Raw genomic sequence first — 26,864 nt, 5'->3', positions numbered from 1 at the left:
CAGTTCCTCGCCCATCGACGCGGGCCGCTCCCCCGCCGGGGCGGACGCGCCGTGCGGATTCGGCCGCAAGGCCTGAGGGAAAGCCCGCGGAACGGGCAGCCGCGGCGTCAGAGCCGGAACAGGGCCCAGACGACCTTTCCGCCCACGGTCCGCGGGTTCCACCCCCATGCGTCGCTCAGCACCGAGACGACCTGCAGTCCCCGTCCCGACTCCGCGAGCTCATCGGCCTGCACGGCGACGGGGATCAGGTCGCTCTCGTCGGTGACCGCGCACACGGCGCAGGACCAGCGGTCCCAGTACGCCAGCCACAGCGCCGGTTGCAACTCGTCCTCGCCGTCCGGTGGTTGGCCGTAGCGCAGGGCGTTGCTCACCAGTTCCGACACGGTCACCGCCACGTCCTCGACGCGCTCGTCCGCGGCCCGGTCGACGAGCGTGGTCCGCGTGAAGTCGCGGGCGATGTGGGCGGATTGGGCAATCGGCGGTACGACGAGCACCGAGCAGTGGGCGGGGCCGGGCCCGTCCTCGGAACTGGAGGCGAGGGGAAAGCTCAGCCCGGGTCCGGGGCGGCCGATGTGGTCCACGGCCTGGCACAGCCACTGCCAAGTCGCCTCGATTCGCAGGGGGTTGACCGGTTCTGCGACCTGCTCTGCGGACATCGCGACCCCTGGTACCCCTGCGGAGAGAACAACCGAGCGCTACACCTGTGCGAAGTATCGTGCTACGTCCGCCAGTCCGTACGCAAGTGCATCGGCAATTACCGCTGCAATTGCAGACGATCTTGCAAGCAGCGGGCGCCGGGCGCTATCGTCCCGCACACCACCCGTGGATGCAATTGAGGATGCAATTGCAGCGCCGACCACGAGTCACCGTCCACCTCAACGCGACTTCATCTCAAAGAGGATCAGATGCAGCACGTGAGCAACGGCATGCCTGCCACCGAGCTGGCAGGAGCGGTCTGGCGCAAGAGCCACCACAGCAACCCGGAGGGCAACTGCGTCGAGCTCGCCGCTCTCCCGGACGGCAGCGTCGCCGTCCGCAACTCCCGCCACCCCCAAGGTCCGGCGCTCGTCTACACCAGCGCCGAGATCTCCGCCTTCGTCCGCGGTGTGAAGGACGGCGACTTCGACGGCCTACTCCCCGCCGGCTGAGGTCGGGCACACCCGCGGACAACCGGAAGGCGCCGGTCGACGGCCGGCGCCTTCCGGCCCCTTCACGCACCGCAGCCGTACGACGCCTCGGTGCTACCCTCCTTGGTTGAGTCCCGAATACATGCAGACGCAGCCGGTGCGGCGGCCGAGGGGATGACCATGACGGCAGTTCAGCGAGAACCCATTCCCTCCGGTGTCGACGTCCTGAGCCTGCGCCGCGGCGGGCCGACCGTGCAGCGCATCATGCTCGGCACCCGCCTGCGCCGCCTGCGCGAATCCCTCGACATCAGCCGGGACACGGCCGCTTCGGCGATACGCGCCTCGGACGCCAAGCTCTGCCGCATGGAGCTGGGCCGCGTCGGCTTCAAACAGCGCGACATCACCGACCTGCTCACGCTGTACGGCGTCCAGGACCCTGCCGTACGCCAGGAGTTCCTGGACTCGGTGCGGCGGGCCAACGAACCCGGCTGGTGGCGGGCGTACGGAGACGCCTTCCCGAACTGGTTCGAGCAGCACCTGGGCCTGGAGGAGGCCGCCTCCCTCATCCGCACCTACGAAGTCCAGTTCGTCCCGGGCCTGTTGCAGACCCCCGCCTACGCCGAGGCCGTCATCCGGCTCGGCCACCCCATCACCTCCCCGGACGCCATCGCGCGCCGGGTCGAGCTGCGCATGACCCGGCAGGCGCTGCTCTCCAGGCCGGACGCGCCGAAGCTGTGGGTGGTGGTGGACGAGGCGGCGCTGCGCCGTCCGCTCGGCGGGGCCGAGGTGATGCGGGCCCAGCTGCAGCACCTCATCGAGGCGGCCGCGTGGCCGAACGTGACGCTCCAGGTGCTGCCCTTCCACGTCGGCGGTCACGCGGCGGCCGGCGGGCCGATCACCGTGCTGCGCTTCCCCGTTCCGGACCTGCCGGACGTCGTCTACCTCGAGCAGCTCTCCAGCGCCCTGTACCTGGACAAGCCCGAGGAGGTCGACCACTACCTCGCGGTCATGGACCGCCTCAGCCTGGTGGCCTCGCCGGCCGTGGACTCGGTGCCCTTCCTGGAACAGGTCCTCAAGGAGATCTGAGCCCGCCGCGCCGCGAGGTCGCCCCACCCGGCGGCTATCGTGCGCGGATGACAGCACCGACCACCACCACACTGAGCGACGCGGACTTCGCCGTACCCATCGAGGACCGCTATTTCGAGGACTATGTGCCGGGCGCGGTCTACGTCTACGGCAGCATCACCGTCACCGAGGAGGACATCCTCCGCTTCGCCCGGGAGTTCGATCCGCAGGGCATTCACATCGATCCGCAGGCCGCGCTGCGGGGCCCGTACCAGGGGCTGATCGCCAGCGGCTGGCACACCTGCGCCGTGATGATGCGGCTGTACGCCGACCACTACATCAGCAAGGTGGGCGGCCTGGCCTCCCCGGGCATCGACGAACTGCGCTGGGTACGGCCGGTCCGGCCCGGCGACAGCCTCTGCCTGCGCACGACCGTCCGGGAGAGCCGCCCCTCCCGCTCCAAGCCGGACCGCGGACTCGTGCACACCGGAATCGAGGTCCTCAACCAGCTCGGCGAGCCGGTCCTGACCATGACCGCGGTGAACTTTCTGCTGCGCCGGACAGCCGCGGGCGAGGCCGCCTCTGCCGGGTACTCGTAACCGGCAGAGAAGGGGGTCGGCAGATGCACGCTCTTGGCGACTGGCTCGCCGATCTGTCCGGACCCGTGGTCTACGTCGTGGTCACAGCCATGGTGTTCGCCGAGGACGCGCTGTTCTTCGGGTTCGTCCTGCCGGGCGAGACCGCTGTGATCATCGGCGGTGCACTGGCCCGGCAGGGCAGCGTCGACCTGGTCTGGCTGATGGTCGCCGTCGTCCTCGCGGCGATCGCCGGGGACAGCGTCGGGTACGAGATCGGCCGACGGCTCGGACCGCCGCTCCTCGACCGCCGCCCCCTGCGCCGGCGCGCCGAGCGCGTGGACAAGGCGCGCGACCTGATCCGCCGGCGCGGCCCGGCGGCGGTGTTCGTCGGCCGTTTCGTCGGCTTCTTCCGGTCCCTCGTCCCGGCGATGGCGGGCGCGTCGAAAATGCCGTACCGCCGCTTCCTGCTCTACAACGCCCTGGCCGGCCTGATCTGGGGCGTCGGCAACGCCCTCCTCGGCTATGCCGCGGGAGCCGCCTACGAGCGCGCCGTGAGCCTGGTCGGCCGGACCGTCGCTCTGGCGACGGCCGGGCTTGTGATCGTGTGCCTCGTCGTCTGGCGTATACGCCTTTACCGCCGGCACCACCGGGAGCACTCGTGACTGCATTCCGGTCGAGTTGCAGGGCCCCGAGTTGCATGGAAGCATAAAAAAGGTATCCGAATGTCCGGATCGGAGGATTCCGATGCGCCTCGGACCATTCACCGGCATTGTGGCCGTTGTGCTGATCGCGATCGCTTTCGGGGTGGGCGGATCGTCACCGGACATCGGGGATCCCGGCCCGCAGATCAAGCTCTATTACCACCAGCACGACGCCCGCCAGGGCACCGCCCTGTATCTGCTGATCCTGGCCGGAGCGGTCCTGGTGTTCTTCGCCGGAAGCCTGCGGCACCACCTCGCCGAGACCGACCGGCACGGCTGGCTGCCCCAAGTCGCCTTTGCCGGCGGGATCTTGTCGGCCGCCGGTTTCTGGGCCGCGGCGAGCATCGCGCTCGCCCTGGTCGACGCCAGCGACAAACGGCGGGTCGGCGGGCAGGCCTTTCAGGCCATGAATGCCATCAGCAATGATTTCTTCATTCCCTTTGTCGGCGGAATTGCCGTCATGCTGCTCGCCGCCGGTCTGAACACAGCCCGTAGCGGAACTCCTTTGCCGCGCTGGCTCGGGTGGGCCGGAATCGTCCTCGGGGTGCTGATGTTCATTCCGTTCGCCGGATTCTTCGCGTTCCTCGCGTCCGGGCTGTGGATCATCGCCGCCAGTGTGTTCCTCGCCCGCCGACCGAATGTCGCGACGCCTGCGCAATGACATCCGCCGGCGAAGGAACGGTCACCAGGCCGCCGACGCCCTGGTGACCGCCCCGTTCCAGGTCCTCCTCAGACTCGAGATCGGTACAGCCCGAACTCCGCGATCCGTACGGCGCCCCGGGATCCCGTCACCCGCAGCCGCCACCGCCGGGCCCGTACGGGCGTCGACAGCAGCAGAATGCGGCTCGCGCCGATCGTTCCGGCCCCGGTGACCTGCGTCCAGGCGCCGTCGCGATACGCCTCGACGACGAAGCTCTCGACCTGCTGACCGTGCCGGATGTCCTCGGCCAGCCGGATGCGGTCCGCCTCCCGTTCCGTGCCGAGGTCGACGGCGACCTGCCCCGGCGAGACGGTGGTGCGGGCTCCTCGCACCAGATCCTCGGGCAGCTCGCGGTCCACGCGTTCGCGGAACTCGCGCAGCCGTGCCACGTCCCGGTCCGCCAGCAGACCGTCGGTGTCCGGCGGGACGTTGAGCAGCAGGACCGAGTTGCGGCCGACCGAACCGAAGTAGATGTCGATCAAGTCGTCGACGCTCTTGGGGAGTTGGTCGGGGTGGTAGAACCAGCCGTCGTGGATCGACACGTCGCACTCGGCGGGCCACCACTGCAGGTAGTCGGTGTTCGGCTGCGCGGTGACGAGCGCGTTGCGGCTGCCCTCGTCGGGCGTGTCGTACGACAGCGCCCAGTCCGTGCGCCCGTACTGGTTCTCCTTGACCGGGATGACGCTCCACTCGTTCTCCCGCGCGGTGCCGGCCTCGTTGCCGACCCAGCGCAGGTCCGGGCCGGTCACGGCGATCGCCGCGTCCGGGGCCAATGACCTGACCAGCGAGTACCAGCTGTCCCAGTCGTAGTCCTCGACCTTGCCCGGCGGGATGCGGCCCTGCGCGCCGTCGAACCAGACCTCGTCGACCGGGCCGTACTCGGTGAGCACCTCGTAGAGCGTGTTGAGCATGTGGGCGCCGTAGTCGGTGGCGTCCAGCGTGTAGACGCGGTCCGGGGAGCGGGTGTCGCCGTCGACGAGGGTCGGGATGGTCCGGGTGGAGCGGGCGCTGCCGTTGGCGTACACGCCGTGCAGGTACTGGTTCTCGTCGGCGGGCGAGATGTAGACGCCGACCTTGAGGCCGTGGCGGCGCATGGAGTCGGCGAACGAGCGCAGCACGTCGCCGTGGCCGCTCCGCCAACTGCTGGATGCCACCGTGTGGTTGGTGTAGCGGGACGGGTAGAGCACGAAGCCGTCGTGGTGCTTCACCGTGAGGATGGCGAGCTTGAAGCCGCCGTCGCGCAGGGCGCGGGCCCACTGGTCGGTGTCCAGGCCGGCGGGCTGGAAGACGTTCGGGTCCTCGTCGCCGGTGCCCCACTCCAGGCCGGTGAAGGTGTTCACGCCGAAGTGCAGGAACGCGGTCCGCTCCAGGGCCTGCCAGGCGATCTGCCGTGCGGTGGGCCGGACTTGGGAGGCCTTGCGGACCAGCTCGTCGGGGGTGTCGTCGGGGCCGACGGGGATGCGGTAGCGGGAATCGGCGGGCCGTGGGGCCGCCGAGGCCGGCAGCGCGGGCAGGCCGGTGGCGGCCAGCGCGGCGGCCGAGGTGACGAACAGACGTCTCGAGAGGGCCATACGAGGTCCACTCCTCGGATCAGGGTGCGGTCAGGTGCCAGACGGCGGGGGTGCGTTGGTCCGGCGGGTACTGCACGGGCCGGCCGTCGTCCGTCACGGTCAGCGCCATCTGCGTGATCACGTTGACCAGGTGGAAGCCGTCGGCCGCGGGGGCCGGCTGCCAGCGCTGCAGGGTGTCGGCGGGGTCGCAGTTCTTCCAGGTCGCCTCGACGCCGGGCTGGAGCGGCACGTTGAGGGTGAGCTTGCCGCCGCTCACCTCCAGGCAGCCGTCCGCGGTGCGCACGGTCGCGTATCCGTCGGCGGTGCGGGTGATGTCGGCTTCGAAGGACGCGCCGGTGGTACGGAAGGTGTACGTGCCGTTTGCCACCGGAAGCCGCGTCAGGTCCCGCCACCCGGGCGCGTGCCCGACGGCCGTACCACGCGCCGTGAACTCGGCGTAGGTGGCGTCGGGATGGGGATCACCCCAGGTGGCCTGGGCGATGTGCCGTAGCGCGGGCCAGAGTTCGACGGCCACCTCGTTCTCGGTCTCGCCGCGGCCGTTGTCGGGCCAGAGGCTGATCTTCGCGCCGGTGACGCCCTTGCCGGAGGTCAGCTTCTCGCCCTCGAAGCTGCGCGGGTCCCAGCTCTGGTCGTAGAGGGACTCGGTGTCGCTGTGGAAGCCGCCGCGGACGAGGTAGAGCGAGTAGGCGGCGTTCATCAACGGGTAGCCCTGGGCAATGAGTTGGCTGGGTTTCGTGGTCACGTTCAGCCAGTGCTCGACCGTCGTGCCCGCGGCCACCGGGACGGTGTTGGCGCCGGTGAGGCCGTCGTTCCAGATACGCAGCTGCTTGCCCTTGCTCGCGGCGTAGGCCTGGACACGGTTGATGAAGTCGATGTAGGCGTCCTGCGGGGTGGCGTTCCGGCCGTACTTGTCCTGGGCGTAGCGCAGCATCTGCGGGTACTTGGAGTAGTCGGAGCCGAGCATGTACTCGTCGGCGCCCATGTGCCAGGACTTCGCGGTGAAGACCTGCGCGTACTCGTCCATCAGGCTGGTGTAGTAGTCGAAGGCGGCCTGCTGGGTGACGTCGAGGCGGGCGGGCTGCTTGTTGCCGTCGGAGTCGGTCAGTTGCAGGTCCGGGCGGCTCTCGATCCACGGGTCCATGTGCCCCGGGGAGTTGATCTCCGGGATGATCTCGACGTGGTACCTGTCGCCGAGGGCGACGAGCCGGCGGATCTCGTCCTTGGTGTAGTAGCCCCAGGTGTTGGCCTCGGGGTGGGCGTCGCTCTTCACCTTCAGCTCGACGAGCAGCTGGTTGAGCTTGTTGTACGCCATCTCGCGGACCAGGTTCTCCAGCCAGGGCAGCGTGATGTGGATGTAGCAGGCGCAGACGCCGACGCCGCGTTCCTTGTAGCGCGGCACGTCGACCGTCCGCCCGGCGGGGATCCGGTCGCCCTGCGCGAGGAGCTGGAGGACGGTGCGGGTGCCGTAGAAGGCGCCGGTCTCGGTGGCGCCGGTCACCGAAAGCCGTCGGCCGGCGTGGAGTTCGTAGCCCTCGGTGCCGAGTGAGGTCGTCGCGGGCTGTACGTCGATCACGATGTCGCCGGTGCGGGCGCCGCCGCGGACGACCGGGACGGTGCCGTGGCCGGCCGCGCGCAGGTCGTCGGCGAGGGTGTCCGCGACACGGCGCTCGGCCGGGCTGTCGGCCACCAGCCGTACGCCCTTGCCGTACTGGTAACTGCCGGTTTCCGCAGCCCAGTTGCTCAGCGCCGGCACGGTGACCGGCGCCTTCGGCCGGTCCTGCGCGACCGCCGAGGTCGGCGCCACCAGCAGCGTCAGGGCAGCCGCGGCGCCGAGCAGCCGCAGCAGTCTCTTTCTGAACTCACCCATGCCACTCCACCTTGAACACCCACACGTGCTGTCCCGCCTTCCGGGCTGCCTCGGGTACGTCGATCACCAGTGCTCCCTTGCTGACGGTCCAGGTCAGGGGCCGGTCGTGGCCGAGCATCGTCACCCTGTCGCCGGCGCGGACCGGCACAGGTGCCTCGACGGTGAGCTTGGCGCCCGGCCGGGTCAGGGAGTGGATGTAGAAGGCCTGGTCGGGGCGGACCGTGAAGCGCAGGTCGTCGCCCAGCTGCGCCATCCGCGACCAGTACGTCGTGTCGTAGATCGCCTCGCCGTTGACCTCGAGCCAGGCGCCCGTCTCGCGCAGCCGGGTCTGCATGATCTGGGGGATGGTGCCGTCGGCGCGCGGGCCGATGTCGAGCAGGAAGTTGCCGTTCTTGGAGACGATGTCGACGAGGCTGTGCACGACCTCCTCGGCGGTCATGTAGGCGTCGTCGGGTGTCGCGCTGTTGTAGCCGTAGCTGAACGGGTCGAGGCCGCGGCTGGACTCCCACTTGGCGACGACCGTGTTCTCGTACGTCGTGTACTCGGGCGTCGTGAAGTCGTGGAAGGCGATCCCCGAACGGTTGTTGACCGTCACGTCGACCGGACGGGCCCGGTTCTTGGCGTGGTTGAAGTACTCGGCGAGGACGTGGAGGCTGTCGTTGACGCCGCCGATGTCGCACCAGATGAGCTCCGGGTCGTAGCCGTGGATCAGCTCGAGCAGCTGCGGGGCCTGGTAGTCCTTCACGTAGTCCTTGCCCGCGGTGTATCCGGTGTACGGGACCGGCTCGAGGGTGTACGGATTGCGCGGGGCGTGGCCCATCCACGGGTTGTCGGGGTTGAACCACTCGGGCATCGAGAAGTAGAGGCCGCGGTGGAGTTCGGGGGCATAGCGCCGGGACGCCTCGAACAGCTCCTTGACCAGATCCCGCTTCGGGCCCAGCTTCACGGCGTTGCGGTCGGAGACCTTGGTGTCCCACAGGGCGAAGCCCTCGTGGTGCTTGGAGGTGAGCACGTGGTACTGGGCGCCGGCGTCCCGGAACAGCTCCACCCACGCGCGCGGGTCGAACTTCTGCGCGGTGAAGCGCGGGATGAAGTCGTCGTAGGCGAAGTCCTCGCCGTAGGTGTCCCGGTGGTAGGCGTGGGTGGGGTTGTTCGGGTCCTGCATCTGGTCCCAGTACCACTCGGCGTACTGCTTGCCGACCGGCGCCCAGGCGGGCACCGCGTAGACGCCCCAGTGGATGAAGATGCCGAACTTGGCGCCCTGGAACCAGTACGGGGCCTGGTGGCCGGAGAGGGAGGCCTCGGTGGGCTGGTAGTCGGCGGTGCCGAGTGTCAACCGGCCTTTTTGTACGGCGACTTGAGCGCCGCGTCCGGCGACCGCCACCGAGCCGTCCCGCTGCGTTCCGGGTGCGGTGCCCGTGCGGTTGCGGATGCCGACGCGGACGCGGGCCTGTTCGCCGGGATCGAGGCGGCGGATGCGGGCGGGTTCGACGGTGCGGGCGCCGGGGACGTCGACACGTACGGACACGTCGTCGGCGGCCAGGATCGCGACGGTGCCCGCGTTGACGACGGTGGCCTCGATGCTCTGGGCGCCGGTGGAGGGCAGCAGGGAGTGGGTGGAGCGGGCGTCCCGCAGGGCCAACGCCCGTCCCTGGGCGACGGGTTGGAGGGAGAGCGCGAAGATGTGCAGGGAGGCCTTGTTCGCCTCGGCCGGGTTGGTGACCGGCAGGGTGACGGCGACGGCCTCGCGCTGCGGGTCGGTCCACACCTCCGAGGTGCCGATGCCGACACCGTGCTCGTCCTTGCTGCCGTCCGGCTTGTAGCGGTAGGGCGCGGACAGGGAGCCGCCCGCCGAGTACCAGTCGGCGCCGCCGAGACCGGCGGTGCTCGTGGAGCCGTCGGCGTAGTGGACGGTGGCCTTGCCGGAGGCGTTGCCGTAGCTGCCGGCGGTGAGGAAGACGGCCGACAGATAGCGGCCCTTGGGCAGTTCGATGCGCTGGCCGAGCGCGACGACGTTGTTCTTGGCGCCCGCCGTCGCGGCCGGGAAGAGGAAGGGGATGCCGTCGACCTCGACGCGGCCCGCGGGGAGTTCCTCGCCCGGGAACGTGTAGCCGGAGCCGTCGAAGTCGCCGCCGCCGGCGGAGGCGGTGTCGATGCCGTCGTTGTCGTAGAGGCTGTCGAGCGGGACGGGCACCGGGGCGGGGACGGGCACCCACTGGGGGGATCCGGCAGGGGCGTCGACCGGTTCGGCGGCGTGCGCCTCGGTCGCGGCGGTGAGGGGCAGGGCGGCCGCGGCGGCGGCTCCGGCCGCGGCAGTCAGGACCTGACGTCTTGGACAGGGACTCATACTCATGAGCGGCTCCCGATTCATCCGATGTCTGATGATTGGGTGGCCCCTGATGCCTGTCAATGGGGCGTGATCTGGCGGGAGTTACCCCATTGATCGGATGACCTGCGGGCGAAGGTGCCGTGGCCGACCGACGCCCCGCGAAAAGTCCAAGAAGAGCCGCCCGAATGTCCAAGAGCGAGTGCTCTCGACGCGGAGGCCGCAGCGGGGCAGAGTGCTCTGCGTACTCATGAGTAGTTCCACGTACCGCACCCCGAGGAGCGCCCGTGACCAGCTGGGTCGGCCGGACCGCCGCCGAGATCGCCGCCGCCGTACGCGAGAAGCGGGCCACGCCCCGTGAAGTGGTGGCCGAGCACCTCGACCGGATCGAGCGGCTCGACGGGCGGATCGGGGCATTCCGGGTCGTGCGGGCGCAGGCGGCGCTCGCCGAGGCCGACGAGCTGGCCTCCCGCGACGATCTGGCCGAACTGCCGCTGGCCGGTGTGCCGGTGGCGGTCAAGGACAACCTCGCCGTGCGCGGCGAGTCCAACCGCGTCGGCTCGGCCGCGACGCCGGACACGCCCGCCACCGACGATCACATCACGGTGGCCCGGCTGCGGGCGGCGGGCGCGGTGGTCGTGGGCCTGACGAACGTGCCCGAGCTGTGCATCTTCGGCACCACCGAGGGCGTCCACGGCACCGCCCGCAACCCATGGGACCCGACCCGCACGGCGGGCGGCTCCTCGGGCGGCAGCGCGGCCGCGGTCGCCGCCGGCCTGGTGCCGATCGCGCTCGGCAACGACGGCATGGGCTCGCTGCGCATCCCGGCCGCCAACTGCGGCCTGGTCACCATCAAGCCGGGCCACGGGATCGTCCCGGCGGGCATCGGCGACGGCGACTGGTTCGGGATGTCGGAGAACGGGCCGCTCGCCACGACGGTCGAGGACGCGCGCCTGATGCTGGCGGTGCTGGCGGACACCGAGGCGGCGGCGCCCTCCGAGCCCGCCATGCGCAAGATCGCCGTCTCGCTGCGCAGCCCCCTGGCCGGCGTCACGATCACCAAGCCGTACACGACCGCGGCCCGCGACGCGGCCGGCGTCCTGATCAAGGCCGGTCACCAGGTCCGCCGCGCCGACCCGCCCTACCCGCTCTCCCTGAGCACGATGTCCCTCGCCCACTGGACCGCGGGCACGGCGGTGGACGCCCAGGGCCTGGATCCGCGCCTGCTCACCCGCCGCACCCGCGTGCACGCCACCATCGGCCGCCGCTTCCTCAGCAGCGTCCGCACCGGCGACAGCCGGGAGCGACTGCGCCGCCGCATGGAGCCGTTCTTCGCCGAGTACGACGTCCTGCTCACCCCCGCGCTCGCCCGCCGCTCCCCCAAGTCGGTGGCCTGGCACGAGCGCGGCTGGCTGGCCAACGTCCTCGCCAACACCAACTACTCGCCGCTGACCCCGCCGTGGAACCTGACCGGCTGGCCTGCCATGTCCCTCCCCTTCGGCACCCTGCCCTCCGGCGCCCCCTGCGCCGTCCAGCTGGTGGGCCGCCCGGGCTCGGAGGCGATGCTGCTGGAGGTGGCGCAGCAGCTGGAGAAGCTGCATCCGTGGCAGCGGACGGCGCCGCTGGACTAGGCGTTATTGTTCCCCCCGACCTTCAATCACGATCTTTCAACGGGGGATTGATCCGCGTGGGCACCATTGTGTTCAACCTGACGACCGCAGCACTGATGGTGCTGATGTTCAAGAGCGGCCTGGCGCTCATCGGCGAGGACACCCTGCGCCGACGCCCCGTCCCGTGGGCGGCCGTCGGCCTCACGGCGGTGGCGGTCGGCGGCGTGGTGCTCCAGCAGTGCTGGTCCGGGGCGATGGACGCGCTCGACAGCGACCCGCGGAAATCTGGCTGGTGGCGTGTGGTGACGTCGGTCTTCATGCAGAACGGCGGCTTCTTCGGCGCCGCGTGGAACATCGTCACCCTCGCGGCGATGGCCGCGCTGGCCCAGTGGTTCTGGCGCGGCCCCCTGATGGTGGCCCTCTTCGCCGCCGGCATCCTGCTGCCCGAGCGGATCGACGCGCTGTTCGGCGAGAGCTCCCGCAGCACCGACCCGCGCAACTTCGCCGGCAGCTCCGGTGCGACGTACTTCCTCGCCGCCACCCTCGCGGCGGCCCTCCTCCTGACCACCGCCGACACCAGGCAGCGCCTGCTCGCGCTGAGCGTGCCCGCGGCGGGCCTGGCGATGTGGCTGGCCCAGGACAACGGCCACGGCCTGGTCGCCGTCTACGGCTTCCTCCTCGGCGCGGCGGCCCTCCCCCTCGCCGACCGCCTGCGCCGGCGCACCGCACGGCCCGCGTCCGCGACGCAAGCGGAGGCGTAAGTCCCGGGTCGGTGGGCCCCGGCATAAATCGGGCTGAAGACCGGCCCCTGCCCGTGCTTGCATGGACCGCATGATGTCCACCGACCGTCTGCTCGCCTTCGCGGCGCTGTCCCTCCTGCTGATCGTGATACCCGGGCCGAGTGTGCTGTTCGTGATCGGGCGGGCGCTCGCGCAGGGGCGCCGGGCCGCGCTGACCACCGTCGTGGGCAACACCCTCGGCGCGTATCTGCTCGTCGTGGCGGTGGCGTTCGGCATCGGCTCCGTCGTGGAACGCTCGGTCCTCGTCTTCACGGTGCTAAAGCTGGCCGGCGCGGCCTACCTGGTGTACCTCGGCGTCAAGGCGTGGCGCGAACGCGGTTCGCTGCGTGCGGTGTTCGCGGGCGGCGAGGTGGCGGCGCACAGCGGTCTGCGCACGTTCTGGGAGGGGTTCGCCGTCGGCGTCACCAACCCCAAGACCATCGTCTTCTTCGCGGCCGTACTGCCGCAGTTCGTCGACCGCGGCGCGGGCCACGTCACGCTGCAGATGCTGCTGCTCGGCCTGGTCTTCAACGCCATCGCCGTGGCCTCCGACAGCCTTTGGGGCCTGGCTGCGGCAACCGCCCGGGACTGGTTCGCCCGCTCGCCACGACGGCTCTCGGCGGTCGGCGGGGCGGGCGGACTGACCATGATCGGTCTGGGTGTGACCGTGGCGGTGACGGGGCGCAAGGACGGGTGAGGTCCGGGCGGGCCGGAGAAGGCCTAGAGCGCCCGGTACATCACGTGCAGCCCCACCCGCCCGTACCGTGGGTGCTCGTACGCGTCCGGCACCGTGCCCAGGATCTCGAAGCCCAGGGACGTCCACAGCTGCACGGCCGGGTTCGTCTCGACAACCGCGTTGAAGACCATCGCGTCGTAGCCGTCGGACTTGGCGGCGGCCAGGATGTGTTCGGCGAGGGCGCGGCCGATGCCGCGGCCTGCCCGGTCGGGGTCGACCATGAAGGCGGCGTTGGCGATGTGGGCGGCGGGGCCGCCGTAGTTGGGGGTGACGTAGGCGGAGGCGACGACGGCGCCGGTCTCGTCCTCGGCGACGTAGACGCGCTTGGCCGGGTTCATCCACAGGGCCCGGGCCGCCTCCTCGGAGGTGTCCGGGTCCCAGGCGTAGGTCTCGCCGGCGGCGACGATGCGGTGCCAGAAAGGCCAGATCCGAGGCCAGTCCTCGGCCGCGGCTTCTCTGATCTGCATGGGCGTGAGTGTCGCACGCCCATGCAGTCGGCGATCGCGAAGGTCCTGCCGGGTTCAGTCCACGCTGGGCAGGATGTGGGGCTCGGCCAGGTCGTCCTCGTAGCCTGCCAGGCGGATGGGGGCCGCGTGGGCCCAGACTTCCAGGCTGCCGAGTTCGTCCGACCGTCGGCCGGGGCGCTCCGTGCGTTCCTTGGGGCGCTGTTCGCGATTCGTCTTCTCCGGTGTCACCGCGCACTCCTTATGTGTCGGGTCACCCTCGGGGCGGGCCGGTCCCTTGGCGTTCCGGCGCCTGACGCCCGCTCGGGTGTGAGTCGAAAGCAGTTAGGACGCGGTGGCGCCGGTAACTCGTGTGAGAACAGGCCGTTGTCGACCGGCCTGCCCCGGGACGGACGTGGGTGTGGGTTGGACCCGGTGGTACTGTCCGTCCACTCCAGATTAACCAAATGAGCGGGCATCCGCTCTATGGGGCTGAAAATTTGGGGTTACTGTCATAAGTCGTCCGGTTTCAGACCCCTCTCCTGTCACTCGTTCGGCCTACAGGCGTGCCGAAGGGGCAACACCCGTTCCATGCTGGGTGCGAGGGACATGTCCGGGAGGGGGATGTCATGGCGTCCGTCACCTTCGACAAGGCCACCCGGCGCTTCCCGTCGGCGGACCGGCCGGCCGTGGACTCGCTCGACCTCGAGATCGGGGACGGTGAGTTCATGGTCCTGCTCGGTCCTTCCGGGTGCGGAAAGTCGACCTGCCTGCGCATGCTCGCCGGACTCGAGGACGTCGACTCGGGTTCGATCCTCATCGGCGTCCGGGACGTCACCCATCTTCCGCCCAGGGACCGCGACATCGCGATGGTGTTCCAGGACTACGCCCTCTACCCGCATTTGTCGGCTGCCGACAACATCGGCTTCGCCCTCAAGATCGCCCGCATGTCCAGGGTGCGCGCCCGGCAGCGGGTCGAGTACGCCGCTTCCGTCCTCGACATCGAGCAGTTCCTCGGCCGCCGGCCCGGATCGCTGGCGGGCGGCGAGCAGCAGCGTGTCGCCACGGGGCGGGTGCTCGTGCGGGACCCGCGGGTCTATCTGATGGACGAGCCGCTGTCCAACCTCGACGCCCGGCTGCGGGCGCAGACCCGCATGCAGATCGTCCGGCTGCAGAACCATCTGGGCATCACCACGGTGTACGTCACCCACGACCAGGCCGAGGCGATGGCCGTGGGCGATCGCCTCGCCGTGCTCAGGGACGGTGTGCTGCAGCAGGTGGGCACGCCGAAGGAGCTCTACGCGCATCCGGTCAACACGTTCGTGGGCGGTTTCATCGGCTCGCCCGCGATGAATCTCTTCAGGCTTCCGCTGTCCGCGGCCGGGGCCCGGCTCGGCGCCCTCGACGTGCCGCTGCCCCGTGGCACGTTGCGCGCGGCCGGTGCCGGGGGCGCCGACGAGATCGTGCTCGGCGTCCGGCCCGAGCAGTTCGAGTTCCTCTCGCCCCAGGACCGGGAGACACCGGGGCTGGACCTCGTGGTGGAGACGGTCGAGGACACCGGCGCCGTCGTCTACCTCCACACGACCGCGTGGTCCGGCGAGGGGCTCGCCCACATCGTCGTCCGCCTACCGGGACGTCCCACCTACGGCCAGGGAGCCACGCTGCGGGTGGCCGTCCGCGCGGACGGCGTGCACTGCTTCTCGGCCGTGACGGGACGGCGGCTTCCCGAGGACGCGGACGCCTCGCCGTTGCGGTGAGGTCACGCAGAGCCGTGAACTGGCCGCGCAGTTCAAGTCCCGTTGGCCGAATCGCAAGGCGGCCATGATCTGCTGGCGGGACGGCAACGGCTTGTCCGGCGGAAGGACTGGCGCATGGAGCTGCGCAGTGTCGAAGAGCTGATGGATCTGCTGTACGCCTGCCGGGGCTCATGGGACGCCCCGGGCCTGCGAAGTCGCCGGGTCGATCTGCATCAACACGCGCTGCAGACCGCCGCACTGCTGCGGCGCCGCCGCCCCGCCGACAAGGAGCTCCAGGTCGCGGGCCTGGTCCACGCCATCGGCCCGCTGCTGCGGCCGGGCGACGAGAGTGCCCACCCGGACTGCGCGGCCGACGCGGTGCGGGGCCTGCTCGGCGAGCGGGTCGCCCGTCTCGTGCGCGAGCACCATCGCTGCGAGCTGCCCGCCGACGACGATCTGCTGCGCCTGCGGCAGGCGGACGAGGAGGGCCGCAGCGCCGGCTTCGACGCGGGGGTGCTGGAGGACTGGCGCACGGTGCTGGAGCTCGTCGCGGCACGGAACTCCCGTCTCGGGGCTGTCGACTGACGGTCCGTCATGAGACGGTACGGCGATGACGTCGTCGTACGCACTCGAGGGGTACGGGCTCCAGGGCAGGGCCGCCGTCGTCACCGGAGCGACGCGCGGGATCGGACGTGCCGTCGCCGGGCAGCTGGCCGCGGCGGGGGCGCTGGTGTGCGTGACCGCGCGGGATGCGGAGGAGGTGCGCAGCACGGCCGACGAGCTGGGCGGCATCGGTGTGAGCGGCAGTGTCGGGGATCCGGATCATCTGCGGGAGGTCACGGAGCTGGCCCTGCGGGCGTTCGGCCGGATCGACGTCGTGGTCAACAACGCGGCGACGAACCAGCCGTACGGGCCGCTCATGGATGCCGATCCCGATGCCTGGCGGGAGGCGTTCGCCGTGAACGTCGAGGCGCCGCTGCGGCTGGTGCAGTGGGCGTGGCGGGCCTGGATGCGGGAGCACGGCGGCTCGGTCGTCAATGTGTGCACGGAGGGCGCCGGGCATGTCGGGCCCCATGTGGGCGCGTACGGCACGAGCAAGGCGGCCCTGCTGCACCTGACGCAGCAGCTGGCCGGGGAGCTGGCGCCGAAGGTGCGGGTCAACTCGGTCTCCCCCGGGCTCGTGCGCACCGAGATGGCGCGGTTCGTGTGGGAGCCGGGCGAAGAACAGCTGGCCGCAGGGCTGCCGCTGGGGCGGATCGGTGAGCCGGAGGACGTCGCACGGGCCGTGGTGTGGCTGGCCTCGGACGCCGCGCAGTGGATCACCGGGGCGGATCTGCTGGTGGACGGGGGCACACGCGTCAGGACGGCGCACTCCGCGCGGGAGTACGCCGTCCACGACCGCCTTCGCTCATACGCACCACCTCGCTCTTGACGGTGGCCATGTGTTCCCGGGAGGGCTTTGCATCCCTCACGGGAAGAGCGCGATCCCCACAAGGATCAGCAGGATGATGCCGGCGACGAGGGCGACCGTGGCCCACGTGCCGCGGTGCTTGAGCGGGGCGTACCCGGTCCCGCCTCCGCGGGGCCGGTCCTCCGGGATTACGGCGTGTTCCGGGCGATCGCTCGCGTAGAACTCCTCGTCGGTCTCGTAGCGATTGCGCGGATCGTTGAACGCTCGCGGATCAATGCTGTGTGGACTGCCCATGGTCACTCCCTGGCGCGGTACTCACCAGGGCCCGAGTTCCCCACGGGCGCCGGGCCACACGTCACGGCCGGTGGTTCACCACTTGCCGGGCGCGTAGTCCTTGAGGAAGACGCCGTACAGGTCCTCGCCCTGTTCGCCGCGCACAATCGGATCGTAAACCCGTGCGGCCCCGTCGACCAGGTCGAGCGGTGCGTGGAAGCCCTCCTCGGCGAGGCGCAGCTTGTCGTAGTGCGGGCGCTCGTCGGTGATCCAGCCGGTGTCGACCGAGGTCATCAGGATGCCGTCGCTCTGGAACATCTCCTGGCCGCTGGTCCGGGTGACCATGTTCATCGCGGCCTTGGCGGCGTTGGTGTTCGGGTGGCCCGCGCCCTTGTAGCCGCGGCCGAAGACGCCCTCCATCGCGGAGACGTTCACGACGTACGCGCGTCCGCTCGTCGCCTTCCTGGCGGCGTCGGCCATGGCCGGGCGGAGCTTGCTGATCAGGATGAACGGGGCCGTGTAGTTGCACAGCTGGGTTTCGAGGAGCTCCACCGGGGAGATCTGCTCGATGGTCTGCACCCAGGTGTTGGTGTCGACGACGTCGGGGACCAGGCCGCCCGCGTCGATGGCGGTGCCGTCGAGATGCCGGGCGACGCTGGCGTTGCCCGCGACCAGCGCGAGGTCGGCGACCTGCTGGGCGTCGAGGCCGGAGATCCCGACGGGCAATGCGGCCAGGCCGTCGACCGCACCGGAGCCGAAGGCGCCGATGACGTGGTGTGCGGGCAGCTCCCCGGCGGGCAGCGGGGCGCTCTCGCCGTCGATGAGGGCGGCGTAGGCGGAGGGCAGCCGGCGCACGGTCTGGGTCGCGTTGTTGACGAGGATGTCGAGCGGGCCCGCATCGGCGACCTGGTCGGCGAGGGCCACGGCCTGTGCCGGGTCGCGCAGGTCGATGCCGACGACCTCCAGGCGGTGCATCCAGTCCGCCGAGTCGTCCATGGCCTTGAAGCGGCGGATGGCGTCCTTGGGGAAGCGCGTGGTGATCGTCGTGTGCGCACCGTCGCGCAGCAGCCTGAGCGCGATGTACATGCCGATCTTGGCGCGGCCGCCGGTGAGCAGGGCGCGCTTGCCGGTGAGGTCGGCGCGGGCGTCGCGCTTGCCGCGGTTCAGGCGGGCGCAGTCGGGACAGAGCTGGTGGTAGAAGTAGTCGACTTCCACGAACCGGGTCTTGCAGGTGTAGCAGGAGCGCGGGCGCTGGAGTATCCCCGCGATCTTGCCCTCCTCGGTGACCGACGACGGCAGGATGCCCTCCGTCTCGTCGTCGATGCGCTGGGCGGAGCCGGTCGCCGTGGCCTCCGTGACCGCCTTGTCATGGGCGGTCTTGGCGGCCCGGCGCTCCTGGCGGCGGCGCTGCTTGACCGTGCGGTAGATGCCGGCGGTGGCCCGGCGCACGGCGATCGCGTCGGGGTGGTCGACCTCCAGCTTGTCGAGTTCCTCCAGCACGCTGAGGCAGACGGCGAGCCGCTCCGGGTCGATGCCGGGCCCGTACACGACCTCGTCCATGGCCGCCGAGCCGTTGTCTGTCACCGTCATCGCCGCTGCCGTTCCCTGGTCTGCCGTCGCGGCGCTCCGGTCGCGCTCGCTTTCGAAGGGCGAATTTTACGGAGCGCCGGGCCGGTCCACCAAACCCGCCCGCGAACGAGCAAAAAGGATGCGGCTCAGGAACGGCAGGCGGTGATCAGCGTCTGCACCTCCTCGGTGAGGGCGGCGGCCAGCCGGTCCAGGTCGGGTACGGCCTCGGCGTCGGCGACGAGGCCGTAGTGGACGTGTCCGCGGTAGGTCGAGACGGCCACCGCCAGGGACTGGCCGCGGGCCAGCGGGGCGAACGGGAAGACCTGCGTGACCGGGTTGCCGCCGAGCTTCAGGCCGAGGCTGGGCAGCGGCACGCTGGTGACCAGGATGTCGAACCAGAGCCGGGCGGCCTGGCTGACCAGCGGTCCGCCGAGCCGATGGCCGAGCGCGGGGACATGGTCGGCGAGCAGGGCGACGGCGCCCGCGCCGCGGTTGGGGCCGGCGTCCTTGTTGCGGTCCATGGCGGAGCGGACCGTGTCGAGCCGGCCGAGCGGGTCGGGGTCGTCGACGGGGAGCCGTATCAGGTAGCCGGAGAGCCGGTTGCCCTGTGGGTGCGCGGTGCGCGGGCGGCGCTTGGAGACGGGAATCAGGGCGCGCGGCCGGACGTCGCTGCCGTCGCCGCGCTCGTCGAGCCAGCGGCGCAGGGCGCCCGCGACGAGGGCGATCAGGACGTCGTTGACGGTGCCGCCCTGGGCCTTGCGCACGCGGTGCACGTCGTCGAGGTCGAGGACGACTCCGGCGGTGCGGCGGGTGCCGGTGGCCTCCGCGGTGAACGCCGACGAGGAGCGCACCCCCAGGCTGGAGACGGCCAGCGAGGCGCCGATGTCGAGGGCGCGGCCCACGTCTGACACAGCACCCCTGACCAGCCCGGGCAGCTTGCGCACGTCGGGCAGCAGGCCGCGCCTGGGCTCCTCCGGGCGGGGCTTGCGCTCGGGCATGTCCATCGGGTCCAGGATGGCGGCGGCCAGCGTGAGCGCGCGCAGGCCGTCCGCCAGGGCGTGGTGGAACTTGAACAGCACGGCGAAGGAGACGCCGTCGTCCCCCGGCAGCACATGCGCCTCCCACGGCGGCCGGCCGCGCTCCAGCGACCGCTCCATGAGCCGGCCGGCCTCGGCGTGGAAGTCCGCGGTCGGGGCGTGCAGCCGCACATGGTGGAGGGGATCGAAGTCGGGGTCGGGCTCGCGGCTGGCGCTGCCGAAGGACAGCGGCTGCAGGGGGGACGGCTGCCATATGTCCCGGATGCGCATCCGCAGTCCGGGTACGGCCGCGGCCCGCGCAGCGAGCAGGTCGGCGGCGTGGGCGCCCGCGGTGGGCGAGTGCGCCGAGAAGATCCCCAGCGCGCCGAGGTGCATGGGGTGTTCGGCGGACTCGATGTTCCAGAACGCAAGGTCGAGAGGAGCGAGCAGGTCAGAAGTCAATGGCTTGCCTCGCGTCGACGAAGGGTGAGCCAGCAGTCAACCCCCCCTGGGCGATTACGGTCAAGTACGATCAAGCTACGCACAGTTAACAGCAGATTAAGTCCCGCCCCTCTGTGAGAGGCGGGACTCAAGAGACACCTGAGGTCACTTCAGTGCAGGTGGCGCCGCCTGTGGTGACGTACCCCACTCAGACGGGCGCGGGCCGACCGTGAAGTCGAGCGAGCGCAGGGAGCGCAGCGAACCGGTCGTCAGGTAGGTCCGGTCGTAGGCAGCCCCGTCCGTCCGGGCCGACTGGATGTACCGCTCGGCGGCGGAGGTGCCCCGCGCGGTGATCGTCAGGGCGCCGCGCGGGTAGTAGCGGCGGTCCAGCGTCACATCGACCCGGTCGAAGACGGGCGTGGACAGCCCCCACGTGTCGTAGCCCGGCTGCACCGGGAAGATCCCGATCGACGACAGCACGTTCCACGCGGACATCGTGCCGAGGTCGTCGTTGCCGGTCATGCCGGTCGGCGCGTCCGTGAAGAGGGTCAGCGCCGCGTGCACGACGTCGGTCGTCTTCCACGGCTCGCCGGTCGACAGGTAGGTGTACGGGGCGATGAGGTCGGGTTCGTTCTGCGGGTTGTACTTGTCGGCGTTGTAGTAGTCGTACGGGCCGTTGACCCACACCTCGCGGGCCGTCTTCGCCGGGTCGGCCAGCAGCTGGTCGTAGGCGAAGAACGAGTCGAGCCGGTCGTTGGCCGCCTGCTTGCCGCCGATGAGGCCGACCATGCCGGGCAGGTCCTGCGGCACCAGCCACTGGTACTGCCAGGACGTGCCCTCGTGGAAGCCCTCGCTCTGCGCCGGGTCGGCCGGGCCGGTGAAGGCGCCGGAGGCGTCGCGGGCGCGGAAGAAGCCGGTCGAGGGGTCGAAGATGTGCCGGTAGCTCTGGGCGCGGGCGGCATAGCGCGCCGCGTCGGCGTCGTGGCCGAGGCCGCGCGCCATCTGGGCGAGCATCGCGTCCGACAGGGCGTACTCCAGGGTCGCCGAGGCCCCGTGGTCGTAGTCCGAGTCGCCCGGCTTCACATGCGGGCGGCCCTTGATGTACGGCGCGAAGCCCTCGGCGATGTACTCCTTGTTCGCCTCCCGGCCCACCGCCGGCGAGTCGGCGGGCGGCACCCCGTCGGCGTTCTGCTTCAGCGCCCGGTACGCCCGCTCCTCGTATCCCTTGAGCAGCCCCTGCTGGTAGGCATTGGTCAGGAACGGGGTGACCGGGTCGCCGGTCATGATGTTCGTCTCGACCGTGCCGTAGCCCCACTTGGGCAGCCAGCCGCTCTCCTCGGAGATCTTGATCACCGAGATCGCCATGTCCCGGGCCTCGCGCGGCGCGAGCAGGGACAGGAGCTGGGACTGGGTGCGATAGGTGTCCCACAGGGACCAGTTCTGGTAGTAGGTGAAGCCGTCGGTCCGGTGGATCTTCTGGTCCCAGCCGGTGTAGCGGCCGTCGGCGTCGCTGCCGATGTTCGGGGCGAGGAACGACCGGTACAGGGACGAGTAGAAGGTCCGGCGCAGCATGTCGCTGCCGCCCTGGGCGCGGACGTCGTCCAAGCGGTCCTCCCACGCCTGCTGCGCCCTGTGGCGTACGGCGTCGAAGGAACGGCCGCCCTCCGCACGGAGGTTGACCGCCGCGCCGCGCGCGTCGACGTAGGACAGGGCGGTGGTCGCCTCGACCGTGCGGTCCTTGGTGGTGTCGAAGCGGACGTACGCGCCGCCGGCCCCGCTCTTCGAACCCGCGGTCACGGTCGAGCCGTCCCAGGTGCCGTACGCGGTGAACGGACGGTCGAAGCGGGTGATCGTGTACACGGTGTACGGCTTGGTGTCCTGGCAGAAGCCGCGGCCGGTGATGGCGGTGCGCACGGTGCGGCTGTCGAGGATCTCGACCTTGGTGGAGACCGTGGTGTGCAGGGACTGGGCCGCGTTGAGCAGGACGTTGGCCTTGTCGGTGGCCGGGAAGGTGTAGCGCTGTACGCCGGTGCGCGCGGTCGCCGTGAGCTCGGCCTCGATGCCGGTCCTCAGGCCGACCCGGTAGTAGCCGGGGCTCGCGGCCTCGTCGTCGTGGCCGAACTCGGCGGCGTACTTGGCGTAGTCCGTCTGTGTGACGTCACCGGTGGTCGGCAGCACGGGCAGATCGCCGCCGAGGCCGCAGCCGACGCCCGACAGATGGACCAGGGAGAAGCCGCGGATGTGGTTCTGGGAGTAGTCGTAGCCGGTGTTGTGGCCGGTGTCCGGCGACAGCTGCACCATGCCGAAGGGCACGGCGGCGCCGGGATAGGTGTTGCCTTCGTTCTCGGTTCCGATGAACGGGTTGACCAGATCGGTGAGTTGGGCGTCGCTCGGCTCGGTGGCCTGCGCGGCGGCGGGTGCGGCGAACAGCGCGGACGCTGCCAGCGCACCTGCCACGCACAGGCGCAGGCGCCGGGTCCATCTCATGTCGGGAGTCCTCCGAAAAGACGTGGGGTTCAGGTGGTCGGGCAGCCTGCGGGAGTCGCCTGCGAAGCATCTCGGATCAAGGCCTGCTGGGCGGTCTTCAGCCGCTGCGCGTCGGGCTTGAGGACCTTTCGGTCGTACGTCAGCAGGCCGTTGAGCTCGCCCTCGACGTCCGAGATCTGGGTGTAGACCGCGCCGTTGCCGCCCTTGCAGGCCAGGGCGTGCACCTCGGCGAGCTTGGCCAGGTAGTCGTCGGTGTAGGCCGTCGGGTCGACGTCGACGTACGACTGCTGCACGGACCAGGCGTGTCCCGGCACCGCGAGGCCGAGGCCGCCGTACTCGCCGCTGACCAGGGCGCGTTGGCCGTCGGGGTAGGGCGGCAGGGCGGGGCTGGGGTAGCCGTGCTCGTCCATGATGTCGCCGGTGCCGCCGTCGGCCCCGAGGTTGAGCCCGGACATGGAGTTGACCAGCCGGGTCGGGTCCCAGGACTTCGCCTGGTCGGCGATGCGGGCCTCGTCGTACTGGCCCCAGCCCTCGTTGAAGGTCACCCACATGACGACCGACGGGCTGCTGATGTGCTCGTCGATCATCTGCTTCATCTCGCGCTCGTACTCGGCGCGGGCGGCCGTGCTCGGGTTCACCCCGGCCGTCATCGCGGGCATGTCCTGCCACACCATGAGGCCCAGGCGGTCGGCCCAGTAGAACCAGCGGTCGGGCTCGACCTTGATGTGCTTGCGGACGGCGTTGAAGCCGAGCTGCTTGTGGACCTTCAGGTCGTAGGCGAGGGCCTCGTCGGTGGGTGCCGTGTACAGGCCGTCGGGCCAGAAGCCCTGGTCGAGGGTGGCCATCATGAAGACGGGTTTGCCGTTGAGGACGGTGCGCGGGACGCCGTTGATCTTCTCGACGGCGATCGAGCGCATCCCGAAGTAGCTGCCGACCCGGTCGGCGCCGACGGTGACCTTCAGGTCGTAGAGGAACGGGTCGTCGGGCGACCACAGGTGCGGGTTGTCGATGGTCAGGGTCAGCGAGCCGCCGGTGCGGCCGCGGGCCGTGGCGACCTTGCGCTGTCCGTCGTACGCCGTCGCGGTGATCGGTACGCCGTCGCGGACGCCCTGCGCCTCGATGGTGAGGGTGCTGTGCGCGACGTCCGGGGTGAGCTTCAGGGAGTCGACGTGATCGGCCGCCACCGGCTCCATCCACACCGTCTGCCAGATGCCCGAGGTCGGCGTGTACCAGATGCCGCTCGGGTCCAGGCGCTGCTTGCCGAGCGGCGGGTTCTCGCCGTCGGCCGCGTCGGTGGGGTCGTACACGCCGACGATGAGTTCCTGGGTGCGGCCGGGCTTGAGGGCGTCGGTGATGTCGGCGCTGAACTTGTCGTAGCCGCCCTGGTGTTGGGCCACCTTGGTGCCGTTGACGTACACCTCGGCCCGCCAGTCGACCGCGCCGAAGTTGAGCCGGAGGCGCTTGCCCGAGCCGATCTCCCAGTCGGCGGGGACGGTGAAGGTGCGGCGGTACCACATGCGGTCCTCGTGCCGTTCGAGCCCGGACAGCTGGGACTCGACCGGGTACGGGACGAGGATGCGCTCGGCGAGCGTCCTGCCGACGGGTGGCTGCTCGCCCGCCCGGGCTGCGGCGAACTGCCAGCGGCCGTTGAGGTTGCGCCAGTCGGCGCGGGTCAGCTGCGGGCGCGGGTACTCCGGGAGGGCGTTGTCCGGGCCCACCTGGTCGGCCCATTTCGTGCGCAGTTCGTATGTGGAGTGGTTGGGGCCGCTGCTCCAGAACGCTTTGACAACGTTGCCGTCCGCGGTGCCGAGGCCGCCGTTTCCGTCGTAGCGGACGTCGGCGGTGCCGCGTGCGCTGCCGGTCTTGTTGCCGACGACCGGTTCCTTCAGGGCGACGAGCAGCGCCCTCGGGTCGGCGGGATCCAGCTGGGCGGCCTCCAGTGGCCACTTGGCGCCGCCGATCACCGCTTCGAGGTGGTCGGTCAGGCCGGCCGGGGGTGCGGCGAGGCGCCGGCCGAAGTCGAGCTTGAGGGTGCGGCCGGTGCCGGTGACCGTGGCGGCGGTGGCGCCGTCGTAGGCCCAGCCGTCGGGGAGGCGGAAGGCCGACTGGGGGACGGCCTCCTTGCTGCCGCCGGGCTGGGTCCAGCGCAGGTGGAGGTTGGAGCCGCCGTAGTGCTCGAAGTACTCGACCTTGATGTCGTAGGCCTTGCCCGCGGTCAACTCGACGGGTTCACCGGTCTGTTCGCGGTCCCAGTCGTCCACCCAGTGGTCGATGACGATCTTGCCGTCGATCCACAGCCGGAAGCCGTTGTCGCCGGTGATCGAGAAGGTGTGGGGGCCGGTCCTCTCCGGGACGATCTTTCCGGTCCAGCGGACGCTGACGTCGTCCGACTGCCCGGTGGTGAAGGCGAGGCGCGGCTCCAGGTTGTCGAAGTCGAGGTTCGGGTCGAAGCCGGTGGCCTTGAGCTGGTCGAAGTCGAAGGCGCCGGGGGCGGACTGGGTGTAGTACTCGCCCTTCAGGCCGTGGATCTCCACGGGGTCCTCGGCGGCGGTCGCGGTCGGGGCGGCGGTGGCCAGCCCGGCCGCGCCGAGGGCCGCTGCGAGCAGTAGGGCGAGTCGGTCTCTGAGGCGTCTGATGTGCACGGAACCCCCATAACAACGTTGTCATGGACAGCAGTTGGCATGACAACACGGATTCCGAATTGCGTCCAGGGACATGACAAGTCCCACCGGATGCCGTTCGCCGGGCGGACGCGGAGGATGGGCAGGAGAGGCCACCTCGGCGGAGAGAAGGCGACGAAGATGCCGAAGGTTTCCAGGGACACGGCCACCCAGGGCGGCGACTACGGCATGGTCGTGGACCGCTCCGAGGAGTTCGACGACTACACGGTGGACTTCCTGACGTTCCGCGAGGACGTCGACCACCGGCCGCTGCTCAAGGGGCTGCCCGACGACCGGTGCCAGTGCCCGCACTGGGGCTATGTCTTCAAGGGCGAGCTGACTTTCCACTACGCGGATCACGACGAGACCTACCAGAGCGGGGACGCCTTCTACGCCCCGCCCGGCCATGTGCCCGTCCACACCGAGCCCGGCAGCGAGTATCTGCAGATCAGCCCCAAGGACGAGCTGCGCCGGACCAGCGAGGTGATCATGAAGAACTTCGAGTCGATGCGGCCGCCCGGCTGAGGCTCCGACACCTCCCGGCGCCTACGTGACCAGCTGCCCCTTCCCCAGCGCGATCACCCCGCCCTTGGAGACCGTGTACAGCTCCGCGTCCCGTTCCGGGTTGACGCCGATCGTCGCGCCGGGCGGCACCTCGACGTTCTTGTCCAGAACCGCGCCGCGCACCACCGCGCCGCGGCCGATGTGGACGTTGTCGTGCAGGATCGAGCCCTGGACCACCGCACCCGGGTCGATCCTGACGCCCGGCGACAGAATCGACCGCGTGACCTGGCCGCGGATCAGGCAGCCGGCGCTGATGATCGACTCACTGGCCATGCCGCCCGCGTTGAAGCGGGCCGGGGAGAGCTGGTTGGCGTGGGTGTAGATGGGCCACTGGCGGTTGTAGAGGTTGAAGGCGGGGCGCTCTGCGATCAGGTCCATGTGGGCGTCGTAGTACGCGTCCAGCGTGCCGACGTCGCGCCAGTAGCCGCGGTCGCGGTTGGTCTCGCCGGGCACGTGGTTGGCGCTGAAGTCGTACAGCTGGGCCTCGCCGCGGTCGGTGAGCTGGGGCAGGATCGAGCCGCCCATGTCGTGCACGGAGTTCTCGTCCTCGGCGTCCCGCTGCAGTGCCTCGATCAGGGCCTTGGTGGTGAAGATGTAGTTGCCCATCGAGGCGAAGACCGTCTCCGGGTCGTCCACGAGGCCCGGGGGATCGGCGGGCTTCTCCAGGAAGCGCTCCACGGTCAGGCCATCCGAACCGGGGGTGATCACGCCGAACTGCGAGGACTCCGCGCGCGGCACGCGGATGCCGGCCACCGTCACGCCCGCCCCGCTCTCGATGTGCTGAGTCAGCATCTGCCGGGGGTCCATGCGGTAGACGTGATCGGCGCCGAACACGACCACGTACTCGGGCCCCTCGTCGTGCACGAGGTTCAGGGACTGCAGCAGGGCGTCGGCGCTGCCCAGGTACCAGCGCGGGCCGAGCCGCTGCTGGGCCGGGACCGGGGTGACGTAGTTGCCGAGCAGGCTCGACATCCGCCAGGTCTGGGTGATGTGCCGGTCCAGCGAGTGCGACTTGTACTGCGTGAGCACGCAGATGCGCAGGATGTCGCCGTTGACGAGGTTGGACAGGACGAAGTCGACAAGGCGGTATGTGCCGCCGAAGGTGACCGCTGGTTTCGCGCGGTCCGTTGTCAGGGGCATCAGGCGCTTGCCTTCTCCGCCCGCCAGTACGATCCCGAGCACCGAAGGTCCGCCACGACGCATG

At 70.5% G+C, this 26,864-nt stretch carries 24 protein-coding genes; 12 read left to right on the top strand and 12 right to left on the bottom strand.

Annotation, left to right across the window (positions count from 1 at the left end):
- Nucleotides 1–107: 107 nt before the first annotated feature.
- On the bottom strand, nucleotides 108–656 hold the full coding sequence (locus ACFY10_RS22295; RefSeq protein ID WP_390666906.1) for an ATP-binding protein: 549 nt from the start codon (nucleotides 654–656) through the stop codon (nucleotides 108–110).
- Nucleotides 657–905: 249 nt separating this feature from the next.
- Between ACFY10_RS22295 and ACFY10_RS22290 the strand changes: the two genes are divergently transcribed.
- From ACFY10_RS22290 to ACFY10_RS22270, 5 genes are all read left to right on the top strand, one after another.
- Nucleotides 906–1,148 (top strand): DUF397 domain-containing protein, encoded by a 243-nt coding sequence (locus ACFY10_RS22290; RefSeq protein WP_123969107.1) that lies wholly within the window; start codon nucleotides 906–908, stop codon nucleotides 1,146–1,148.
- A gap of 159 nt (nucleotides 1,149–1,307) precedes the next feature.
- A complete protein-coding gene (locus tag ACFY10_RS22285) occupies nucleotides 1,308–2,213 on the top strand; it encodes a helix-turn-helix domain-containing protein (protein WP_390666905.1) in 906 nt (301 codons plus the stop codon).
- A gap of 47 nt (nucleotides 2,214–2,260) precedes the next feature.
- Nucleotides 2,261–2,791, top strand: a complete 531-nt coding sequence (locus ACFY10_RS22280; protein ID WP_390666904.1) for a MaoC family dehydratase — start codon at nucleotides 2,261–2,263, stop codon at nucleotides 2,789–2,791.
- A 23-nt stretch (nucleotides 2,792–2,814) separates the two neighbouring features.
- The gene (locus ACFY10_RS22275; RefSeq protein ID WP_390666903.1) at nucleotides 2,815–3,432 is read left to right on the top strand and encodes a DedA family protein; all 618 of its coding nucleotides are present in this window, start codon (nucleotides 2,815–2,817) and stop codon (nucleotides 3,430–3,432) included.
- Nucleotides 3,433–3,514: 82 nt separating this feature from the next.
- Nucleotides 3,515–4,132 carry a hypothetical protein gene (locus ACFY10_RS22270; RefSeq protein ID WP_390666902.1) on the top strand — a complete coding sequence of 206 codons (618 nt, stop codon included), beginning with the start codon at nucleotides 3,515–3,517 and terminating at the stop codon, nucleotides 4,130–4,132.
- 68 nt (nucleotides 4,133–4,200) lie between these two features.
- Here ACFY10_RS22270 and ACFY10_RS22265 read toward each other — a convergent pair whose 3' ends face one another.
- Genes ACFY10_RS22265 through ACFY10_RS22255 form a run of 3 tightly spaced genes read right to left on the bottom strand, consistent with a single transcriptional unit; the run spans nucleotide 4,201 to nucleotide 9,956 of the window.
- On the bottom strand, nucleotides 4,201–5,742 hold the full coding sequence (locus tag ACFY10_RS22265) for an alpha-L-fucosidase (protein WP_390666901.1): 1,542 nt from the start codon (nucleotides 5,740–5,742) through the stop codon (nucleotides 4,201–4,203).
- Between the two features lie 19 nt (nucleotides 5,743–5,761).
- The gene (locus ACFY10_RS22260; RefSeq protein WP_390666900.1) at nucleotides 5,762–7,609 is read right to left on the bottom strand and encodes a family 20 glycosylhydrolase; all 1,848 of its coding nucleotides are present in this window, start codon (nucleotides 7,607–7,609) and stop codon (nucleotides 5,762–5,764) included.
- Nucleotides 7,602–9,956, bottom strand: a complete 2,355-nt coding sequence (locus tag ACFY10_RS22255; RefSeq protein WP_390667111.1) for an alpha-L-fucosidase — start codon at nucleotides 9,954–9,956, stop codon at nucleotides 7,602–7,604. The genes ACFY10_RS22260 and ACFY10_RS22255 overlap by 8 nt, the downstream gene beginning before the upstream one ends.
- A 266-nt stretch (nucleotides 9,957–10,222) precedes the next feature.
- On the opposite strand from ACFY10_RS22255, the gene ACFY10_RS22250 reads away from it, so the two are divergent.
- The 3 genes from ACFY10_RS22250 (at nucleotide 10,223) to ACFY10_RS22240 (ending at nucleotide 13,021) form a co-directional block, all read left to right on the top strand.
- A complete protein-coding gene (locus tag ACFY10_RS22250) occupies nucleotides 10,223–11,566 on the top strand; it encodes an amidase (RefSeq protein WP_390666899.1) in 1,344 nt (447 codons plus the stop codon).
- A 56-nt stretch (nucleotides 11,567–11,622) separates the two neighbouring features.
- Nucleotides 11,623–12,306, top strand: a complete 684-nt coding sequence (locus tag ACFY10_RS22245; protein WP_390666898.1) for a hypothetical protein — start codon at nucleotides 11,623–11,625, stop codon at nucleotides 12,304–12,306.
- Nucleotides 12,307–12,376: 70 nt separating this feature from the next.
- Nucleotides 12,377–13,021 (top strand): LysE family translocator, encoded by a 645-nt coding sequence (locus tag ACFY10_RS22240; RefSeq protein WP_390667110.1) that lies wholly within the window; start codon nucleotides 12,377–12,379, stop codon nucleotides 13,019–13,021.
- Between the two features lie 23 nt (nucleotides 13,022–13,044).
- Here ACFY10_RS22240 and ACFY10_RS22235 read toward each other — a convergent pair whose 3' ends face one another.
- Both ACFY10_RS22235 and ACFY10_RS22230 read right to left on the bottom strand, forming a co-directional pair.
- Nucleotides 13,045–13,527, bottom strand: coding sequence for a GNAT family N-acetyltransferase (locus tag ACFY10_RS22235; protein WP_390666897.1), 483 nt, complete (start codon nucleotides 13,525–13,527; stop codon nucleotides 13,045–13,047).
- Nucleotides 13,528–13,581: 54 nt separating this feature from the next.
- Nucleotides 13,582–13,755: a hypothetical protein gene (locus ACFY10_RS22230; protein WP_180292383.1), complete on the bottom strand. Its 174-nt coding sequence runs from the start codon at nucleotides 13,753–13,755 to the stop codon at nucleotides 13,582–13,584.
- Between the two features lie 377 nt (nucleotides 13,756–14,132).
- On the opposite strand from ACFY10_RS22230, the gene ACFY10_RS22225 reads away from it, so the two are divergent.
- From ACFY10_RS22225 to ACFY10_RS22215, 3 genes are all read left to right on the top strand, one after another.
- On the top strand, nucleotides 14,133–15,260 hold the full coding sequence (locus ACFY10_RS22225; protein ID WP_390666896.1) for an ABC transporter ATP-binding protein: 1,128 nt from the start codon (nucleotides 14,133–14,135) through the stop codon (nucleotides 15,258–15,260).
- Nucleotides 15,261–15,374: 114 nt separating this feature from the next.
- Nucleotides 15,375–15,824: a hypothetical protein gene (locus ACFY10_RS22220; RefSeq protein WP_390666895.1), complete on the top strand. Its 450-nt coding sequence runs from the start codon at nucleotides 15,375–15,377 to the stop codon at nucleotides 15,822–15,824.
- Between the two features lie 25 nt (nucleotides 15,825–15,849).
- Nucleotides 15,850–16,671, top strand: a complete 822-nt coding sequence (locus ACFY10_RS22215) for an SDR family oxidoreductase (RefSeq protein WP_390666894.1) — start codon at nucleotides 15,850–15,852, stop codon at nucleotides 16,669–16,671.
- A gap of 36 nt (nucleotides 16,672–16,707) precedes the next feature.
- On the opposite strand, the gene ACFY10_RS22210 is transcribed toward ACFY10_RS22215, so the two are convergent.
- The 5 genes from ACFY10_RS22210 to ACFY10_RS22190 form a co-directional block, all read right to left on the bottom strand.
- Complete coding sequence (locus tag ACFY10_RS22210) at nucleotides 16,708–16,944, bottom strand: hypothetical protein (RefSeq protein WP_390666893.1); 237 nt, start codon at nucleotides 16,942–16,944, stop codon at nucleotides 16,708–16,710.
- Nucleotides 16,945–17,019: 75 nt separating this feature from the next.
- Nucleotides 17,020–18,513 (bottom strand): SDR family NAD(P)-dependent oxidoreductase, encoded by a 1,494-nt coding sequence (locus ACFY10_RS22205; RefSeq protein ID WP_390666892.1) that lies wholly within the window; start codon nucleotides 18,511–18,513, stop codon nucleotides 17,020–17,022.
- Nucleotides 18,514–18,638: 125 nt separating this feature from the next.
- Complete coding sequence (locus ACFY10_RS22200; protein ID WP_390666891.1) at nucleotides 18,639–19,970, bottom strand: wax ester/triacylglycerol synthase family O-acyltransferase; 1,332 nt, start codon at nucleotides 19,968–19,970, stop codon at nucleotides 18,639–18,641.
- A 144-nt stretch (nucleotides 19,971–20,114) separates the two neighbouring features.
- Complete coding sequence (locus ACFY10_RS22195; RefSeq protein ID WP_390666890.1) at nucleotides 20,115–22,436, bottom strand: GH92 family glycosyl hydrolase; 2,322 nt, start codon at nucleotides 22,434–22,436, stop codon at nucleotides 20,115–20,117.
- 29 nt (nucleotides 22,437–22,465) lie between these two features.
- Nucleotides 22,466–25,078, bottom strand: a complete 2,613-nt coding sequence (locus ACFY10_RS22190) for a PA14 domain-containing protein (protein WP_390666889.1) — start codon at nucleotides 25,076–25,078, stop codon at nucleotides 22,466–22,468.
- Between the two features lie 159 nt (nucleotides 25,079–25,237).
- Here ACFY10_RS22190 and ACFY10_RS22185 point away from each other — a divergent pair, with 159 nt between their 5' ends.
- Nucleotides 25,238–25,621, top strand: a complete 384-nt coding sequence (locus ACFY10_RS22185) for a hypothetical protein (RefSeq protein ID WP_390666888.1) — start codon at nucleotides 25,238–25,240, stop codon at nucleotides 25,619–25,621.
- A 21-nt stretch (nucleotides 25,622–25,642) separates the two neighbouring features.
- Here the strand turns inward: ACFY10_RS22185 and glgC are convergent, their stop codons facing one another.
- On the bottom strand, nucleotides 25,643–26,863 hold the full coding sequence (gene glgC, locus ACFY10_RS22180) for a glucose-1-phosphate adenylyltransferase (protein WP_390666887.1): 1,221 nt from the start codon (nucleotides 26,861–26,863) through the stop codon (nucleotides 25,643–25,645).
- Nucleotide 26,864 lies beyond the last annotated feature (1 nt).

The organism is Streptomyces sp. NPDC001401, from assembly GCF_042895385.1.
GTDB lineage: Bacteria > Actinomycetota > Actinomycetes > Streptomycetales > Streptomycetaceae > Streptomyces.
Note: the sequence above shows the minus strand (reverse complement) of the source record. Positions and strands in the feature narration are given on the sequence as shown.